Raw genomic sequence first — 17,625 nt, 5'->3', positions numbered from 1 at the left:
CCCGCGCCTTATTCGGTCGCGGGGTTTTTTTTGAATGGCACAATCCCCTGTAGGAGCGAGCCTGCTCGCGATGGACGTCAACGATGACGCGGCAAACCTGATTCACCTCGTCGTCATCGACATTTTCGCGAGCAGGCTCGCTCTTACAGGGGTTAGCGACGGTTTTCCTGGACAGTCACCGTGGCCGTAGTTCCCGCCCTCAGTTTGTCTTTACCCGCGTAGTCGGCATCGATCTCAATCCGCACCGGCACTCGCTGCGCCAGTTTCACCCACGTATAGCTGGGATTGATGTTCGCCAGCAGGCGCCCACCCGGCAGGTTCTCCCGATCGGCAATGGCAAAGGCGATGCTTTGCACAGTGCCGCCGAAGGTTTCGCCGCTCATCAACTCGATTTTGACCCGGTCGCCCTGCCCGATGCGTGGCAGCTTGGTTTCTTCAAAATAGCCGCTGACATAAAACGAGTCGCTGTCGACCAGCGCTAGCAACGGTCCACCGGCAGAGGCATAGTCACCCTCTCGGGTCAACAGGTTGGTGACAAAGCCCGTGACCGGAGAAATCACCCGAGTACGCTGCAAATCGAGCTCGGACTGGGTCAATGCGGCGATGGCCAACTGCACATTGGCCTGTGCCAGCACCAGATTGGCCTGATTGCGCAGCAAGTCCGCCTGGGCGACTGACACATCCGTGTTGGCTTTCTCCCATTCTTCCCCGGAAATCGCCGAGCGATCCTTGAGCGTGCGCCGGCGCTGCTCCTCGCTCTGGCGTTGCTTGAGCAGCGCGTCACTGGCCGTAATCGAGGCCTGGGCCTGCCCGAGCGATGCTTTCGCCACTTCCACCCCGCGCCTGGCATGTTCCACGGCAAGGTTGTAGCGCGCCGGATCGATTTCCAGCAGCAACTGGCCCTTGTCCACGTGCTGGTTGTCCTGCACGGCAAGGCTGACAATCCGCCCCGAGACGTCTGCTGACAGGGTCACCACATCTGCTCGCACTCGCGCATCACGGGTCCAGGGTGCGCGGGTGTAATGCTCCCAGGCAAACCAGCCCAGTACAAACGCCAGCACCACCACTGCTACGGTCGTGAGTCGAGAAAGAATCGTCTTCAATGGCTCAAGCTCCCATCAACAGAATCAAGGTTGCACAGACACTTACGTACAACGCACCTTCGAACAGCGCTTCATGCCAGACAAATTGCAGCACACCGAGGCGGCGCAATCCCCAGTCCAGCAGCAGGAAAATCGGCAGCGCCAGAAGAAGCGCCTGGGCTATCGGTGGTAAATAAACGCCTCCTATTTCCAGATCAATGGGCAAGTGCTCGCTCTCCTTGGGCAGGTGCTGGTTCAAAATAGCGGCGATAGCGCTCCACAAACGACACCACGATCAACAGCGCCACGCGCATGCGAAACACTGACCATAGATGCTCATGCACACTCGAGTGCAATCCATCCAGTTCATCGCCCAGGTTACGCAGGTTTTCCAGCACCTGGTTCGCCTCTACACCCGGTCGTCCGGCAACCAGCCTGCCCGTTTGCCTGACCGTGGCAAACAGGCGGCCTTGAACGTCGGGGCTGAGCAAATCGTTGTTCTGTCCCTGCTGCCTGAGCTGATTCAAGGCAATGCCCAGTGCCATGCTACCCAGGCTGACCTGGAACAGTTCCCTTGACTGCGGGTCCTGGGTCGCTGGCAGAAGCCCCAGCATCATGGTCAGGCGATCGACCATTCGGCTTTCGAATGCAAATTGCTGTTTATCGGTGGCCGAGGTCTTGAGCAAGGCGTACACCTGTTCGCCGTTCTCCTGGTGCAGACGGCGCAGTCGCAGATCAGGCCTGAACGGGAAGATCAACGAGTAAACACTCAGTGCCAATACCGTGGCACAGGTATAGGCCCCGGCAAATTCGAACCACTGAAGGGCGGTGTTTTGGCCGAGTCCGACGTTCTGTGGGCCGAACAGCAGAAATGTCGTCAATCCCAGCCCGATGCCAGTACCCGTGGTGGACGGACTGGAAAGCCCGACCGCGACCGCGTAAAGCAAGGGCACCAACAGCAAGGCCAATAGCTCGAAGTTGCTGATCATCGGCACAAGCATGAACTGAAGAAGCGCCGAGACCAGCAGCGCCAGTCCGTATCCTCGGGCGTAGCTCTGGACGGCCAGCAACGGTCGTGGAAATGTGGCCATGAGCGAGCAAAGAATCCCCACCAGCACCATCCCGCCCCGTGCACCGTCCCAGCCGGTTTCGATCCAGATCAGACCGGCCACCAGCAAGGCGCAGAACGCACGAACAGCGTTCATGGTCGCCAGGGTGAAATCCAGGTGCAGCGGATTTTCCTGCCCGCGAAACATGCTGCTGGCGGCGCGTCCGCTCTGGATTGCATCGCTCAACTCGAGAATCTGTTCAAGCTGCTGCAACATCCGCGCCTGCTCCCAGCGCAATGACCAGGCCAGCGAGCGCAAGGTCGCCGGCATCGATTCGGTGAGTTGTTCGGCTCGGTAGGCCAGTTCATCGAACCGCTGTTGCAGGGTCGTGAAACGGTGGCGCTTTGCGGCTGACAGCGAGCGCCCCTGCTGTGCCAGTTCATCGAGAAAGGCCAGTTCTTCGGTACGCAGCTGCTCAATTTCCTCAGGCAACTCGCCCTCCCAGCGCTCGGTCAACAGCAGCCGCTGGTGGCGCAATGCGGTCAGTCGCGCGGTCAACAAAACCAACTGATTGGCGAGCAACTGCACCAGGCCATTGGCGCTGCGCAAGCGCGGCGCATCGAAATACAGATGCCGGCGCACGCCCTCCAGCGCACTGATCTGGCCCAGCAACTGCATCTGCCGACGTTGAAAATCCTCTTCACTTTCTTCGGTGCGGATCACCGCGCTTGCATGGGTTGCCAGCAACCGGGTGATTTGATCGATTTTTGTAAAGTAGTCCCGGGCAACGGATTCTGGTCTGGCCGTGAGCAAGCTGACCACGCAAACGCAAGCAACGGCCAGCAACGTCTCGGTGACCCGGGTCACGGCCAGCAAAAAAATGCCGTCCTGATCCGGCACAGCCAGTAACGCCACGACCACCGCGGTGTAGCCACTGAGCACAAACGCCTGGGAGCTGGTGTAGCGCAGCAACGTGCCGCCGGCGGTGCACAGCGCCAGCCACAAGGCCAGCGTGGTAATGAACGGTAACGGTGCCTGGGGAAAAATGGCCATGATCACCACCGCCACGACCGCCCCCAAGGTTGTACCGACCACCTGGCCAAAACTGCGCGCCAGCACCATCCCACCCAAAGGCTGACTGATGATGACCACGGCCATGATCGACCATTTGGGTTGTTCAAGGTCAAACACAAAGGCCAGGTACAGCGTCAGCAGCCCGGCGACGACGGTTCGCAGGGCGAACAGCAACACCCCGCGCCCGGGTTTGATCATCATTTTGAAATACTGCAACAACGCTTGCATGGGCATGCTCGTCAAGTGATCTCCAGCAAGCGTAGTCACTGCCTTGATGCCTCGACAGGTTTCACCGTGGACATCACTGGCAGAGCGATTCCTTATCATCTGGAGGGCCGTGCGCGGCGATCAGACGTTTTTGCCAACGCAAGGGTTTGACTCACAGCCCGGCCTGACCGAAGCTGGCGTCTTTGCAAAAGCTTTCCAGCTCCCGGATTCTGCATGCCCAAGTCCCGCCGCTATCTGCTCATCAGCCTCGGTGTCCTGTTTGTCATCGGCCTTGCGTGGCTCTCCCTGCGCAGCACTGCCCCGGTCATTCCCGACGTGATCAAGCACGGCTACAGCGAAGCGTTGGCCAAAGCCAAAGCCGGTCAACCTGGCGCTGCACGCGTGCTCTACCAGCAACTCGCTCGCCCGGACCTCAAGCCCAAGCGTCGCGTGTGGCTGCATGCCGAACTGCCCAACTACCCAAGCTCGGTCGCCTTGAAGCTGGCGGATGCCGACTTGCAGCACGAGGCGCCCGAGGTGCGCATCGCAGCGATCAAAAGCATCAGTGGCCTGGTGCCCAACGGCCAACGCAGTCTGCTGCTCGGGCCGTTGCTCGACGACAGCGAGCAAAGCGTGCGCCTGGCAGCGATCAATGCATTGTTGGGCTTGTCACCCGATGACCTGGGTTTGTATTTCGGACCCTTGGAGCAGGCTATCGACGCGTGGGAGCAAGTACTCAAGAACGCGCCGAACAGTGCCGAAAACCAATATCAACTGGCCCGACTGCACCTGCACAACGCCGAGTTGAAGGAAGCACAGCAGGCCCTGGACAACACACTGCGTCTGGATCCGGCCAATTTGCCCGCACTGGTCATGCAGATCGATGTGCTGGACCGGCAAGGGCAGAACGATGCCGCCCGACAGCTGTTGGCCAAGCAACTGCGAGCCCAACCTAACTCGGCCTATCTGCAACATGCGCTGGGGCTTTGGTTGCTGCATCACGGCCAAAGCGAATTCGCCCTCCTCGGCCTGTCCAAAGCCGTTGAGCTGGAGCCGGACAACAAGGATTACCGCTACGACCTGGCCACCACGCTGCATGGCGAACAGGAGCTGGAAGCTGCACAAAAGCAGTTGCAGGAAATCGTTCAGCGCCACCCTAACGACCGCAAGGCGCGGGTTCTGCTGATCAACTACTGGAAGGAAAGCGGCCAACTGCAAAACGTGCAGATACTCCTGGCGCAACTCGAACAGCTCAATCCCGATGATCCGGCCCTTCAGCAAGGGCTTTGATACTGCGTAAATTTCGTTGAACCGTCGTCTCGGCCAACGGTCAAGAGAACAGGCAGCCACTCAGTTTGGCTGCCTCGTTTCCCCTGGTCATGAGAGGGCAGTACTTGTCTACATTCAACGAGTTGACTCGTGTAAAAGCGGCCACCGGTATCGAAGGCCTTGACGATATCCTTGATGGCGGCCTGTCGCGCAGTCATGTGTTTTTGCTGGAGGGTGAGCCGGGTACCGGCAAGACCACCGTCGCGCTGCAGTTCCTGATGGCCGGTGCGCGAGCCGGCGAGCGGTGTTTGTACATCACACTGTCCGAAACCGAGCGCGAGTTGCGCCAGGGCGCCCGCTCCCATGGCTGGGAGCTGGACGAAAATGTCCACATCTTCGAACTGACGCCCCCGGAAAGCCTGCTCAACGCCGAGCAGCAACAGACGCTGCTTTACTCCTCCGACCTGGAACTGGGAGAAGCCACCCGCCAGATCTTCGAAGTGGTCGAACGGGTCAAGCCGACGCGCGTGGTCCTCGACAGCCTTTCCGAAATTCGCCTGCTGGCCCAGAGCTCACTGCGCTATCGCCGGCAGATTCTGGCGATCAAGCACTATTTCGTGCGCTACGACGCCACGGTGTTGCTGCTCGATGACCTGACCGCCGAATCCCTGGACAAGACCGTACACAGCGTCGCCCACGGGGTCATTCGCCTGGAAGAACTGACGCCCAATTACGGCGCGGAACGGCGCCGGATCCGCGTGGTGAAGTACCGGGGCCAGAAATACCGGGGCGGTTATCATGATTTCACTATCATGAGCGACGGCGTGCATGTGTTCCCGCGCCTGGTCGCGGCCGAGCACCGCGGGACTTACATCCGCCAACAGTTGACCAGCGGCATCCGCGAGATGGACGCCCTGCTCGGCGGCGGCATCGAAACCGGCTCCAGCACACTGATCCTCGGCCCGGCGGGCACCGGCAAATCCTTGATCTCGATGGTCTTCGCCGCCGCAGCCGTCGCACGAGGCGAAAAAGCCGCTTTGTTTATCTTCGATGAAGAGCTGGGGCTGCTGTTCGAGCGCATGAAAAACATCGGCATCGACCTCAAGGCATTGCAAGACACCGGTAACCTGCTGATCGAACAAGTGGACGCTGCGGAGCTGTCACCCGGCGAATTTTCCCATCGGGTCCGACGTTGCGTGGACGAAGGCAAAATCAAGACCGTGGTGATCGACAGCATCAATGGATATCAAGCCGCGATGCCGGAGGAAAATGCCCTGGTGCTGCACATGCATGAGCTGTTGCTGTACCTCAACCGTCAAGGCGCGGCGACGTTCATGACCGTTGCCCAGCACGGACTGGTTGGCGATATGCAAGCTCCGGTGGATATCACCTACCTGGCCGACACGGTCATCCTGCTGCGTTACTTTGAGGCGTTGGGCAAGGTTCGCCGGGCGATTTCGATCATCAAGAAACGCACCGGCAGCCATGAATCGACTATTCGCGAATACCGCATCAGCGCGCAAGGCATGACCATCGGTGAACCACTGGAAGCCTTCCAGGGCGTCTTGCGTGGTGTGCCCACGTATCTGGGCGCGAGCAATCCATTGCTCGAGGATGAAACCCGGTGACGGCTGTGCAAGCAACGTCCGAGCGCGCCATCATTCTCGCGCCGCTGGGTCGTGACAGCCAGATAGCCTTGATGATGCTCAAGGAAGCGGGTTTCGACGGGGTAATCAGTGGCGACCTGCTCGGCCTGTGCGCCGAACTGGAATACGGTGCCGGTCTGCTGCTGATCTCGTCCGAAGCCTTGCTGGGCCGTGATGTCGAACCACTGGTGCGACTGATCGAACAACAACCGGCCTGGTCGGATCTGCCAATCGTACTGATGACCCACCACGGCGGTCCGGAGAACAACCCTGCGTCCCGTTTTGGCCCGCAATTGGGCAACGTCACCTTTCTCGAACGCCCTTTTCATCCGGTCACCCTGATCAGCCTGATCACTACCGCCCTGCGCGGACGACGACGACAGTACGAAGCCAGGGACCGGCTGATCGACCTGAGCCAAAGCGAGCTGCGCTTGCAAAACACGCTTGAAACCCTTGAGCAGCAGGTGGAAGAGCGCACGGCTCAATTGCGGCATAACGAAGAAGTATTGCGCCAGTCGCAGAAAATGGAAGCGGTCGGACAATTGACCGGCGGCATCGCCCACGACTTCAACAACATGCTGACCGGCATCATCGGCAGCCTGGAACTGCTGCGTCGCCGCCTGGCCCGTGGACGCACTGAAGACCTGGACAGCCTCATCGATCTGGGCGTGACTTCAGCCAACCGCGCAGCCGGCTTGACCCATCGCCTGTTGGCGTTTTCTCGTCGCCAGTCGCTCGACTCCAAACCGGTAGAGATGAACACCCTGGTGATCGCCATGGACGAACTGCTGCAACGCAGTATCAACGAGAGCATTCGTCTGGACATGCAGCTCAACGATCAGCTGTGGGTTGCCGAAGCCGATCCCAATCAACTGGAAAGCGCCCTGCTCAACCTGGTGATCAACGCCCGTGATGCCATGCCCAATGGTGGAAATCTGCTGGTCAAGACCTGGAACCAGCAACTGGACAGTCAGTTCACCGAAGCCCACAGCAATCTCGAACCGGGGGATTACGTCGTGCTCAGCGTCACCGACACGGGATGCGGCATGCCGCAAAGCATCATCAACCGTGCCTTCGACCCCTTCTTCACCACCAAGCCAATTGGCCAGGGCACCGGCCTCGGGTTATCGATGATCTACGGCTTCAGCAAACAATCGGGTGGTCACGTCGCCATTCAGAGCGCGGTTGGAGAAGGCACTACGGTGAATCTGTATCTGCCGCGCTTTGGAGGCGACCTGCCCCAGGATAACCCGATCAATATCCAGCACGCCCCCTACGCGCAAAATGGCGAAACCGTGTTGATCGTCGAGGACGATCCGGCGGTGCGCGTGCTGGTGGGAAGTGTGTTGAGTGACCTGGGTTACGCCTTTGTAGAGGCCAGCGATGCCGACAGCGCGGTGCCGATCCTGGATTCGACCCAGCGCATCGATCTGCTGATCAGCGACGTCGGCCTGCCGGGCATGAATGGCCGGCAACTGGCGGAGATTGGCCGCCAGCTGCGTCCTGACCTGCGGGTGTTGTTCATCACCGGCTATGCCGAACATGCGGCGGTACGCGGTGGGTTCCTCGATCCGGGCATGCAGATGATCACCAAGCCCTTTACCTTCGATTTATTGACGGCGAAGGTGAGGGAGATGATCAGAGTTTGATGCTTACGAAAGCATGTCGTGCATCAGCTCTTGCAGCTTGTCCAGATCAAATGGTTTGTCGAGAATCGGCGCCTTGCGCGTGATCGGGCTGTCGGTCTCGCGGATTTCCTGGGCGTAGCCGCTGATGAAAATCACCTTGAGTTCCGGTCGTAGCTTCACGGCAGGCTCGGCGATCTGCACGCCGGAGATTCCACCCGGCAGGCGGAAGTCGGTGATCATCATGTCCAGGTGCGGTTTGCTCGCGAGGATTTCAAACGCCTGTTCACCGTTTTCGGCCTGCAGGACGCGGTAGCCCTCGCCCGATAGATAAGCCGACAACACCATCAGAATCGACGGATCGTCCTCGACAACGAGTACTACATCTTGCGCATCTTCACTCATGGGGAAGCCTTTGTTCAGTCAATTGCTGCTGATACGACCCTGCGGGCGCTCAGAGGTTGCGTTTATCGGGCTGTTTTCCTACAGCGGCAGACAAACGCGAAACAAGGCGCCTTCGCCAATCCTGCTCTGGACGGTAATAGTACCGCCATGGGCGGTCACAATCTGTTCTGAAATAAACAAACCCAGCCCCAGCCCGACGACGGCATGTTTGGCCGACACTCGCTCGAACTGCTGGAAAATCCGCTTCTGGTTGTCTTCGCTGATGCCGATGCCTTGATCCTGCACGTCCACCACCGCCTGCCCCCCTGCACTGTACACCCGCACCGCGATCGGGCTCTTGGCCCCGTAACGCAACGCATTGGTCAACAGATTGGAAATCACTTGTTCGATCCGGAATTCATCCCAGCTGCCGATTACCGCTTGCGCGGCGTCAAGGCTGACCGAGGCTTCAGCGGCTTCAATCTGCTGGGCGAAATTCTGCAACAGATCGCGAACCAGCACTGCAAGATCAAAGTGTGTGGGCCGGATCGACAACTTGCCGGTGCGAATGCGCGACACGTCGAGCATGTCCTCGATCAAGCGGATCAGGCTTTTGATCTGCCGCTCGTCGCGGTCGACCATGGCGTGCATTTTGTCCAGGGTGAACGCGTCGGCATTGTCCCGGGCGAGGTGCATTTTGCGCAGCTGGGTCTCGAGGATCAGACCATTGAGCGGGGTGCGCACTTCGTGGGCGACGATAGACATGAAGTCATCGCGCATACGCACCGCCTGCTCCAGTTCCAGTTGAGTGTTCTGCAACTTGACCAGTAACGCTTCCTGCTCGCGGCGGCTTTGCTCCAGGGCGAGGACCTGCTCTTTCATCGCCTTGCTCTGGCGATAAAGTTCGACGAACACGTTGACCTTGCTCTTGACCGCCTGGATATCCAGCGGTTTGTGCAAAAAGTCCACGGCGCCACTTTCGTACCCCTTGAAGGCGTAGTTCAACTCACGGCCGGCCGCGCTGACGAACACAATCGGGATGTTTTTGGTCTTTTCGGTACCGCGCATCAACTCGGCCAGCTCGAAGCCGTTCATGCCGGGCATCTGCACGTCGAGAATGGCCATGGCAAACTCGTGCTGCAACAGCAGCGACAAGGCTTCATCGGCAGACAACGCCTTGAACACCGTACGGTCTTCACGCTTGATCAGCGCTTCAAGCGCCAGGAGATTCTCCGGCAGATCGTCAACGATCAGCAGTTTGGCCTGGATAGTACTTAGCATGCGATTTGTTCCAGCTCGACAAGCAGACGGCCGATGCCGCGTATAGGGAGAATGTGGTCCGGCTGATGCATATCCAGCGCCGCCAGCGGCATGGTGGCGACATGCGCCTCTTGAGGGTCTTGCACAATGGTCAGCCCTCCATGCTGTTTGACGTGCGCCAGCCCGCTCGCGCCGTCGCGGTTGGCGCCGGTCAGCAGCACGGCAGCCAGGTGCACACCGTAGACATCGGCAGCCGATTCGAACAGGTAATCGATGGCCGGGCGCGAGTGATGCAGCCGGGGCTCCAGGCTCAGGGAAAAACTGCGATCCTGCTCCACCGACAAGTGATAACCGGGCGCTGCGAAATACAAGGTGCCGGCGTCGACCGGCGTTTTGTCGCACGCCTCCAACACCGGCAAGGCGACCCTCCTGGCGAACACTTCGGCCAATTGGCTGCGGCGCTCATCGGGCAAGTGCAGAACCACGATGATCGGCAAAGTGAAGCCTTCGCGAAGCGGGCCGAGAATGCTCAGCAGCGCTTCGACGCCCCCGGCGGAGGCGCCGATCACGATGGCTTCGATAGCAGGTAGCCCTGATGCGCTGTTCATGATTTACGGTAGATCCGTTCCTGTTTGACCAAGGGCTCGAACTGATCGCCGAAGGCCGAAAAATCCGGAGTTTCCTTGCTTCCCAACACCAGGAATCCGCGATGGCAAAGGGATTCATGGAACAAGCCGAATGCCCGATCCTGAAGCTTTTTATTAAAATAAATCAATACGTTACGACACGATATTAATTGTGTTTCTGAAAATACGCTGTCGGTTGCCAGGCTGTGATCGGCGAAAGTCACGTTCTCACACAATGACTTGTCGAAAATCGCGTACCCGTACGCGGCGGTGTAGTAGTCGGCAAACGAATGCTGGCCACCGGCCTGCTGATAGTTAGCAGTGTAGGCACGGACGTTCTCCATGGAGAAAATCCCTTGCTTGGCTTTTTCCAGTGAGCGCGGATTGATGTCGGTGGCATAGATGATGGTGCGGTCCAGCAACCCCTCTTCACGCAGGAGGATCGCCATCGAATAGACCTCTTCTCCCGTACTGCAACCGGCGATCCAGACCTTGATCGAGGGATAGGTGCGCAGCAGCGGCACCACTTCCTTGCGGATCGCCAGGAAGTGCGATGGGTCTCGGAACATTTCGCTGACCGGGATCGTCAGCAATTGCAGTAACTGCATGAAGGCTGTGGGGTCGTGCAGGACTTTTTCCTGCAACGCCGAGATGGTGTTGCACTCGAACTGGCTCAACGCATGAGTGACCCGGCGCTTGATCGACGCGCCGGAGTAATCACGAAAGTCATAGCTGTATTTGAGGTAGATTGCCTCGATCAACAACCGCAATTCGATTTCGCTATTTCTCTGCACTTAGATTCGTTCCATTTTCGGTAACCACACGCGTATCAAGGAAAACAGCCGATCCAGGTCGATGGGCTTGGCCAGGTAATCGTTGGCGCCGGCCTGCAGGCAGCGCTCCTGATCATCCTTCATCGCCTTGGCCGTCACGGCAATGATCGGCAGCTTGCGCCAGCGCGGATCCTTGCGGATCTCGAGAGTGGCCTCGAAGCCATCCATCTCCGGCATCATCACGTCCATCAACACCAGATCGATGTCTTCGACTTCATTCAATTTATCGATCGCTTCGCGGCCGTTTCGACCAATCACCACCACCGCCCCCTTGTGCTCCAGCGCACTGGTCAGGGCAAAGATATTGCGCACATCGTCATCGACCAGCAGTACCTTGCGCCCTTCGAACACTTTGTCGCGACTGCGTGCGACCTTGAGCATCGTCTGCCGCTCATGGGACAGCCGCGATTCGACTTTGTGCAGAAAAAGTGTCACTTCATCAAGCAGACGCTCGGGTGAGCGTGCGCCCTTGATGATGATCGAGCGCGAGTACTTGCGCAGTTCGGCCTCTTCGTCCCGGGTGAGATTGCGTCCGGTATAGACAATCACTGGCGGAAACGAGCAAATGTCCTCGGTCGACATGCGCTTGAGCAAATCGTTGCCGAGCATGTCCGGTAACTTGAGGTCGATGATCATGCAATCGAAAACCGACGCACGCAGGAGGTCAAGCGCCTCTTGTGCAAGACCAACGGCGGTGATTTCGATGTCATCGTCGCCGATCAGGCGGGCAATGCTGTCGCGTTGCAAATCGTCGTCCTCAACCAGCAGCACACGTTTGACCTTCTGGGTCAGCTTGGCCTCCAGTCGGGCAAACACGTCCTTGAGTTCGTCGCGAGTGGTCGGCTTGACCGCATAGCCAATGGCGCCCATGTGCATTGCGGCTTCGACACGGTCCTCGACCGAGATCACATGCACCGGGATGTGCCGGGTTTCCGCGTGTTCTTTCAAGCGTTGCAGCACGGTCAAACCGGAATGGTCAGGCAGGCGCATGTCCAGCAGGATGGCGTCGGGAATGAACGCCCTGGCCAGGTCGTAGCCCTCATCGGCACCATGGGCTACCAGGCAGTGGTAACCCAGTTCGTGGGCCAGGTCATAAAGGATATGGGCGAAATTCGATTCATCTTCCACCACCAGAATGCAGCGGCTGGAAAACGGCCCCTTGTGTCGATCATCATCAAAACGCGGAATGTCGACCTCGGCAATCAGCGGTGATAGCACTATCGGTGTAACGCTTACCGGCGCCGCGACCGCAGCAAGTCGCATGGGCTCGACCGGCACTTCCCCCGGCTCCAGATATTGTTGCGGCAACACCAGCGTAAACACACTGCCCTGGCCCGGTGCGCTGCTGACGCTGATCGAACCGCCCAGCAAAGTCGCCAGGTCACGGGAGATCGACAGGCCCAACCCGGTGCCGCCGTAACGGCGGTTGGTGGTGCCATCGGCCTGGCGGAATGCTTCGAAAATGCTTTCTTGCTGGTCCCCGGCAATGCCGATTCCGGAATCACGGATATTGAACGCAATACCCTCGTTTGGCGCCCGGTCGACCGTCAGGCTGACGCTGCCTTTTTCAGTAAATTTCACCGCGTTGGACAGCAGGTTCTTGAGCACCTGCTCCAGACGTTGGCGATCGGTGAACATCATCTGCGGCGCACCGTCCTGCAAAATGATCTGGAAATCCAGCTGTTTGTCCGTGGCCAATGGCTGGAACATCCCGCGCAAGCCATCCACCAGACGCGCCACGCTGGTATTTTCCGGACGAATCTCCAGCTTGCCAGCCTCGACCTTGGAAATATCGAGAATGTCGTTGATCAGGTTGAGCAGATCATTACCCGCGGAGTAGATCGACTCGGCGAACTTGACCTGCTCGGCGCTGAGGTTTTCCTGTGGGTTTTCCGCCAGTAACTTGGCCAGGATCAACGAGCTGTTTAGCGGCGTGCGCAGTTCGTGGGACATGTTGGCGAGGAATTCGGACTTGTACTTGCTCGAACGCTGCAATTCGTCGGCGCGGTCTTCGAGCTGGAGCTGCACCTGATTGAGTTCGGTGTTCTTCTGGTCCATGGCGTCGCGTTGTGCGGCCAGAACCTCGGCCTGCTCGGCGAGTTGTTCGTTGGTTTGCTCCAGCTCCACTTGCTGGGTTTCCAGGTGCGCCTGGGATTCCTTGAGAATCCGCGACTGCTCTTCAAGTTCTTCGTTGGCGGTCTTGAGCTCTTCCTGTTGTACCTGCAACTCTTCGTTGAGTTGCTGGGTCTGGGCCAGCACTTCCTGCAAGCGCTGACGGTAACGTGCGGCCTCGATGGACGTGCCGATGTTACCGGCAATCAGCTCCAGCAACTCGATGTCACGGTCGCCCAGAGCACGCAGGAACCCCAGTTCGATGACGCCGTTGACCCGATCGTCGTCGCTGGTCGGCACCACCAGCACACTGCGTGGCAAGCCTTCGCCGAGACCCGAGCTGACTTTGAAGTAATCGCCTGGAACCTCGTCCAGACGCACCAGGCGTGCCTGCTGCGCCACTTGCCCGATAATGCCCTCGTTGCTGTCAATCTGTTGGTCGAGGGCCTCTTGCTCACGGGAAAAACCGTAGCATGCAACGCGCTTGAGGTCGCCGTGCTCTTCGCGCACGTAGATTGCACCCACGGCCATGCCAAGGTACTGCGCGCAAAACTGCAGAATGTTGCGTCCCAACAGGTTCAGGCTCAGTTGTCCCAGCACTTGCTCGGCCAGTTCGGTCTGGCCATTACGCAGCCATGCCTGCTGCTCCAGACGCAAGGCGCTGGCTTTTTGCGCGGCGAGGTTGGTGCTGTAGCTTTGCGAAAGGTTGAGCAAATCCCGGCGTCCGATGTAGGACAACAAGCCACTGACCCCGGCGATAAACAGCAGATAAAGGCTGATGCTCATGATGGTGGTGCGACGGACTTCCTCGTTGCGTGCGGTGCGCAACTGCTGCTCGGTGCCGATGACGTCTTCATACTGCTTGCGAATTTCATCGGTCAGCCGCTTACCGCGTCCCGACCTGACCGCGCTGCGATAATCGCCGCTGGCGCGCTGCAGATCGATCATGGTTTGCGCGTAGTCCGTCCATTCCTGCTGCAACGCCTTCAAACGGCGCAAACGGTCGGTCTGCACCGGATTGTCAGCGGTCAGTTCGAACAGCGTATCCAGGGCAACGTTGATGCGCGGCTTGGCAGTCTCGTAAGGATCGAGGAAATGCTCGTCGCCGCTGAGCAGGAAACCGCGCATGCCGGTCTCCAGGTCGACGGTCAGCTTGACCGCTTCGTTGGCGTTATTGATCACCCGATCGGTATGTTCTACCCATTGAATCGTCGTTAACAGATAGGTAATCAGCGAAACGAAGAACACGGCGCTGATGACGCCCAGGCCCAACGGCAGGCTGATGTTGCGGCTCAGGAGTTTACGAAATCGTTGCTCATCAACCGAAGAACCGGAGGTCATGGGGCAGGCCTTGTCGAACTGTCAGAATGCAGCGAGTTTGCCCCAAAAACGGCCTCGGGATCCAATTTTCTGACATGTTTTCGCGCAAAGTCCTACGTTACAGTGCTACCGCTCAAAGCGACGGGTTATCCTTGAGAGCCCTGTACCGCTGTTCTTTTTTTACGCCGTAGGGAACTTGTCGGGATGCGCCACTTACTGATGCAAGAGGCCGGCGATTTCGACCGGACCGACCAGCCATTTTTTCAGGAATGCCCACTATGCCCTCCTCCCCGTCCACTATCCTTGTCGTCGAAGACGACAACATCGTGCGCATGCTGATTGTCGACGTACTGGAGGAGTTGGAGTTCAGGGTGCTTGAGGCGGACGGCAGCGAGCAGGCGCTGGAAACTCTCGAGGATAAAGACCGGGTCATCGACCTTATGATGACCGATGTCGGGTTGCCTGGGATGGATGGCCGCGAGTTGGCTAACCGGGCGCGGGCACTACGCCCCACGCTGCCCATTTTGTTCGCCAGCGGTTATGCCGAGAGCATCGATGTACCCGCTGACATGCACGTGATCGGCAAACCGTTTTCCATTGATCAGTTACGCGACAAGGTAAAAAGTATCCTCGACTGACCCACCTGCCTGATGTGGTTAAATGACGCCTTTTTTCAGGCCTGCCCTGTGCCCGCGTCAAGGAACCCTTTTCATGAGTCAACCCCACCCTACCAAAGTCCTGGTCATTGGTTACGTCTGGCCCGAGCCTCGCTCCTCGGCCGCCGGTGGGCACATGATGCAAATCCTCGACATTTTCCTGCGCCAGGGTTGGGACATCACGTTCAGTAGTCCGGCTGGCGACGGTGAACACCCGGCCGATCTGTCCGCTGTGGGCATTCGCCAGGTTCCCATCGAGCTCAATAGCAGCAGCTTCGATACGTTTGTCGCTGAACTGGCCCCGGATATTGTTCTGTTCGATCGTTTCATGATGGAAGAACAGTTCGGCTGGCGTGTAGAAAAACACTGCCCGGATGCGTTGCGGGTGCTTGAAACGTCGGACCTGCAATGCCTGCGCGACGCTCGGCATCACCGGCTCAAGGAGCGGCTGAAGGCCAGCGACGACGTAAACGACTTCACGGACCTTTTTGCACCCGCGTTACGCGAAGAGTTTCAGTTGATGGCCGATACCGACGTGGCCAAACGGGAAATCGCGGCGATCTATCGTTGCGACTTGAACCTGATGATCTCTGAAGTGGAAATCGAACTGCTGGTAGAACACTTCAAGGTGCCGCGCGAGTTGTTGCACTGGAACCCCTTGATGGTGGACTTGCCGACAGTGCCACCTGCAACGTTCGAAGATCGGGCGCACTTTCTGCATATTGGCAATTTCCGCCATGCCCCTAACTGGGATGCCGTGCTCTGGCTGAAAACCACGATATGGCCAATGATCCGGGAGCAAATTGCGGGGGCCCAATTACATATCTACGGCGCCTACACACCACCAAAGGCGACGGCGTTGCATAACCCGGCCCAAGGCTTCCATGTCATGAACTGGGCAGAAGACGCGCTGCAAGTCATGTCCGCCGCGCGGATTTGCCTGGCGCCCTTGCGTTTTGGTGCCGGCATCAAAGGCAAGATCGTCGATGCGATGCTGTGCGGTACGCCGAATGTCACGACCCCGATCGGTGCTGAAGCGATGCATGCTCAAGAGCCATGGCCAGGTGCCATCGCTCTTACAGCCAGGGAGTTCGCCGACCGCGCCGTACAGCTTTATACCGACAAATCGCAATGGCTCAGCGCTCAGACACAGGGGCAGGCGCTACTGGCCGGTCGTTACCTGCAAGCCGCCCACGGCCCGGCATTGATCGAAAGGCTGGTTGACTGCCAACAACACCTGCCGCAACTCAGACGAAACAACTTTACCGGTAGCATGTTGCGTCACCATCATCACAAAAGTACCCAGTACATGGCGCAGTGGATTGAAGCGAAAAACCGCCATCAAACCTGAGTTCGCCGCAGGCTATGCCGTTAACACAGGCAGTGCCCAGACACGCGATATATAACTACCGCCTCTCGCCGAATCTGTCCGAATAACCTCGCCCACTTCAATCAACCCTCTCACGAGTGAGGGGTAATAAGAGAAGGAAAAGGCGATGGCAGACAATGAAATCAGGCAGTTCGACAACAGTGCATGGATGAGCAGCGTTCCGGGCATTGACAATCTAAAACTCATAGACATCGTCTGGCCCGGCGCCCATAACGCCGGGATGGATAAAAAAGCCCCCAATCATGATGCGGCAGTCGGCATTTGGACGAACTGTCAAAACGACTCTTTCTCCTGGCAGCTGGTCAATGGTGCGCGTGCCTTCGACATTCGACTGGGATATGCAGCAAACCGTAAGCAGCCCTTTTACTTTCATCACAACGGTTTTCGGTCCCCTCGCGAGCTCAATGAACTGATCGACGCAGTCATCATGTTTCTGGCTCGAAACCCGGATGAATTCATCGTGCTGGATTTTCATCAATTAGGCGATGGCGCTAAAGATTTCGACTACAAGGCACTCAGTGAACTGTTGGTACACCGACTTGGACCTCGTGTCCTGCGCCGGTCCGATGCCGCAAAAACACTTGGAGAAATCAAACGATCAAGTACCCTTCGCCGAATTATCATGGCCGCACTCGTCCAACCGGAAATGGACATTGATTACTTCTGGCCACCCATTCCGCACAAGTGGCACAAAAGCACCTTCAGCAGTGTTGCCGAGGTTCGGCGGCTCGTCGCTAAAACGGTAGAAGAAGCACCCTATCGAACACCTTTTCTATGGTCACTTTCGGTGACCAGCTATTCCGTGATTGGTCCGGTTCGCATCCCGAGCGTTATCGATAACTGGTTTAGTCGCACACAAGACGTAACGTCGCGCTGCAGCATCATCAATACAGACTTTTTCGACGAGTCAGACATCGTTCGCCATTGCGCGGATGCCACCCGCATCAAGGCCGCTCGAGATGATGACTGAACAGGTAAAAAACCTGGCTGGTCTACCTGACATGAAAGCGGCATGATCAACCGCGATAACAGTAAAGGAAGCGCCTCGTCAGGATCTGGACAGCCAGAGTGGCCGATTCATTTTGCGATACG

General features: G+C 58.2%; 14 protein-coding genes. 6 read left to right on the top strand and 8 right to left on the bottom strand.

All coding sequences use genetic code 11. The features are described 5' to 3' along the window. Positions 1–152: 152 nt before the first annotated feature. The 3 genes from AD668_RS15065 to AD668_RS15055 are packed head-to-tail and all read right to left on the bottom strand — an operon-like array spanning position 153 to position 3,433. Complete coding sequence (locus AD668_RS15065; RefSeq protein WP_053160096.1) at positions 153–1,103, bottom strand: HlyD family secretion protein; 951 nt, start codon at positions 1,101–1,103, stop codon at positions 153–155. A gap of 4 nt (positions 1,104–1,107) precedes the next feature. Further along, a complete protein-coding gene (locus AD668_RS15060; protein ID WP_053160094.1) occupies positions 1,108–1,308 on the bottom strand; it encodes a DUF1656 domain-containing protein in 201 nt (66 codons plus the stop codon). Continuing rightward, entirely contained in the window at positions 1,298–3,433 is a 2,136-nt protein-coding gene (locus AD668_RS15055) for an FUSC family protein (RefSeq protein ID WP_053160092.1), read from the bottom strand. The genes AD668_RS15060 and AD668_RS15055 overlap by 11 nt, the downstream gene beginning before the upstream one ends. Positions 3,434–3,646: 213 nt before the next feature. Between AD668_RS15055 and AD668_RS15050 the strand changes: the two genes are divergently transcribed. From AD668_RS15050 to AD668_RS15040, 3 genes are all read left to right on the top strand, one after another. After that, positions 3,647–4,702, top strand: coding sequence for a lipopolysaccharide assembly protein LapB (locus tag AD668_RS15050; protein WP_053160090.1), 1,056 nt, complete (start codon positions 3,647–3,649; stop codon positions 4,700–4,702). Between the two features lie 104 nt (positions 4,703–4,806). Continuing rightward, positions 4,807–6,309, top strand: coding sequence for an ATPase domain-containing protein (locus AD668_RS15045; protein WP_053160088.1), 1,503 nt, complete (start codon positions 4,807–4,809; stop codon positions 6,307–6,309). Continuing rightward, the gene (locus tag AD668_RS15040; RefSeq protein ID WP_053160086.1) at positions 6,306–7,976 is read left to right on the top strand and encodes a response regulator; all 1,671 of its coding nucleotides are present in this window, start codon (positions 6,306–6,308) and stop codon (positions 7,974–7,976) included. Before AD668_RS15045 ends, AD668_RS15040 begins: the two co-directional genes overlap by 4 nt. A gap of 3 nt (positions 7,977–7,979) precedes the next feature. On the opposite strand, the gene AD668_RS15035 is transcribed toward AD668_RS15040, so the two are convergent. The 5 genes from AD668_RS15035 to AD668_RS15015 all read right to left on the bottom strand — a co-directional run bounded on the left by AD668_RS15035 (position 7,980) and on the right by AD668_RS15015 (position 14,508). Then, positions 7,980–8,357, bottom strand: coding sequence for a response regulator (locus AD668_RS15035; RefSeq protein ID WP_053160081.1), 378 nt, complete (start codon positions 8,355–8,357; stop codon positions 7,980–7,982). Positions 8,358–8,435: 78 nt separating this feature from the next. Beyond that, a complete protein-coding gene (locus AD668_RS15030; RefSeq protein WP_053160079.1) occupies positions 8,436–9,617 on the bottom strand; it encodes a hybrid sensor histidine kinase/response regulator in 1,182 nt (393 codons plus the stop codon). After that, positions 9,611–10,204 carry a chemotaxis protein CheB gene (locus AD668_RS15025; protein ID WP_053160078.1) on the bottom strand — a complete coding sequence of 198 codons (594 nt, stop codon included), beginning with the start codon at positions 10,202–10,204 and terminating at the stop codon, positions 9,611–9,613. The genes AD668_RS15030 and AD668_RS15025 overlap by 7 nt, the downstream gene beginning before the upstream one ends. After that, on the bottom strand, positions 10,201–11,016 hold the full coding sequence (locus tag AD668_RS15020) for a protein-glutamate O-methyltransferase CheR (protein ID WP_053160076.1): 816 nt from the start codon (positions 11,014–11,016) through the stop codon (positions 10,201–10,203). The genes AD668_RS15025 and AD668_RS15020 overlap by 4 nt, the downstream gene beginning before the upstream one ends. Beyond that, positions 11,017–14,508 carry a response regulator gene (locus AD668_RS15015; RefSeq protein WP_053160074.1) on the bottom strand — a complete coding sequence of 1,164 codons (3,492 nt, stop codon included), beginning with the start codon at positions 14,506–14,508 and terminating at the stop codon, positions 11,017–11,019. It lies immediately after the preceding gene. A 257-nt stretch (positions 14,509–14,765) separates the two neighbouring features. Here AD668_RS15015 and AD668_RS15010 point away from each other — a divergent pair, with 257 nt between their 5' ends. From AD668_RS15010 to AD668_RS15000, 3 genes are all read left to right on the top strand, one after another. Next, on the top strand, positions 14,766–15,125 hold the full coding sequence (locus tag AD668_RS15010; protein WP_053160072.1) for a response regulator: 360 nt from the start codon (positions 14,766–14,768) through the stop codon (positions 15,123–15,125). 73 nt (positions 15,126–15,198) lie between these two features. Next, positions 15,199–16,494, top strand: a complete 1,296-nt coding sequence (locus tag AD668_RS15005; protein WP_053160070.1) for a glycosyltransferase — start codon at positions 15,199–15,201, stop codon at positions 16,492–16,494. Positions 16,495–16,639: 145 nt separating this feature from the next. Beyond that, positions 16,640–17,503 (top strand): phospholipase, encoded by an 864-nt coding sequence (locus tag AD668_RS15000; protein ID WP_053160068.1) that lies wholly within the window; start codon positions 16,640–16,642, stop codon positions 17,501–17,503. The last annotated feature ends 122 nt before the right edge of the window (positions 17,504–17,625 follow it).

The organism is Pseudomonas sp. P1.8 (assembly GCF_001269805.1).
Classification (GTDB): domain Bacteria; phylum Pseudomonadota; class Gammaproteobacteria; order Pseudomonadales; family Pseudomonadaceae; genus Aquipseudomonas.
The sequence above is the reverse complement of the archived record's forward strand: the minus strand, read 5'-3'. Positions and strand labels throughout refer to the sequence as shown.

Bases quoted from the DNA above. Each gene is read 5' to 3' on its own strand.
- AD668_RS15055 (WP_053160092.1), bottom strand. From the start codon at position 3,433: ATGCAAGCGTTGTTGCAGTATTTCAAAATGATGATCAAACCCGGGCGC.
- AD668_RS15050 (WP_053160090.1), top strand. From the start codon at position 3,647: ATGCCCAAGTCCCGCCGCTATCTGCTCATCAGCCTCGGTGTCCTGTTT.
- AD668_RS15035 (WP_053160081.1), bottom strand. From the start codon at position 8,357: ATGAGTGAAGATGCGCAAGATGTAGTACTCGTTGTCGAGGACGATCCG.
- AD668_RS15030 (WP_053160079.1), bottom strand. From the start codon at position 9,617: ATGCTAAGTACTATCCAGGCCAAACTGCTGATCGTTGACGATCTGCCG.
- AD668_RS15025 (WP_053160078.1), bottom strand. From the start codon at position 10,204: ATGAACAGCGCATCAGGGCTACCTGCTATCGAAGCCATCGTGATCGGC.
- AD668_RS15015 (WP_053160074.1), bottom strand. From the start codon at position 14,508: ATGACCTCCGGTTCTTCGGTTGATGAGCAACGATTTCGTAAACTCCTG.
- AD668_RS15010 (WP_053160072.1), top strand. From the start codon at position 14,766: ATGCCCTCCTCCCCGTCCACTATCCTTGTCGTCGAAGACGACAACATC.
- AD668_RS15005 (WP_053160070.1), top strand. From the start codon at position 15,199: ATGAGTCAACCCCACCCTACCAAAGTCCTGGTCATTGGTTACGTCTGG.
- AD668_RS15000 (WP_053160068.1), top strand. From the start codon at position 16,640: ATGGCAGACAATGAAATCAGGCAGTTCGACAACAGTGCATGGATGAGC.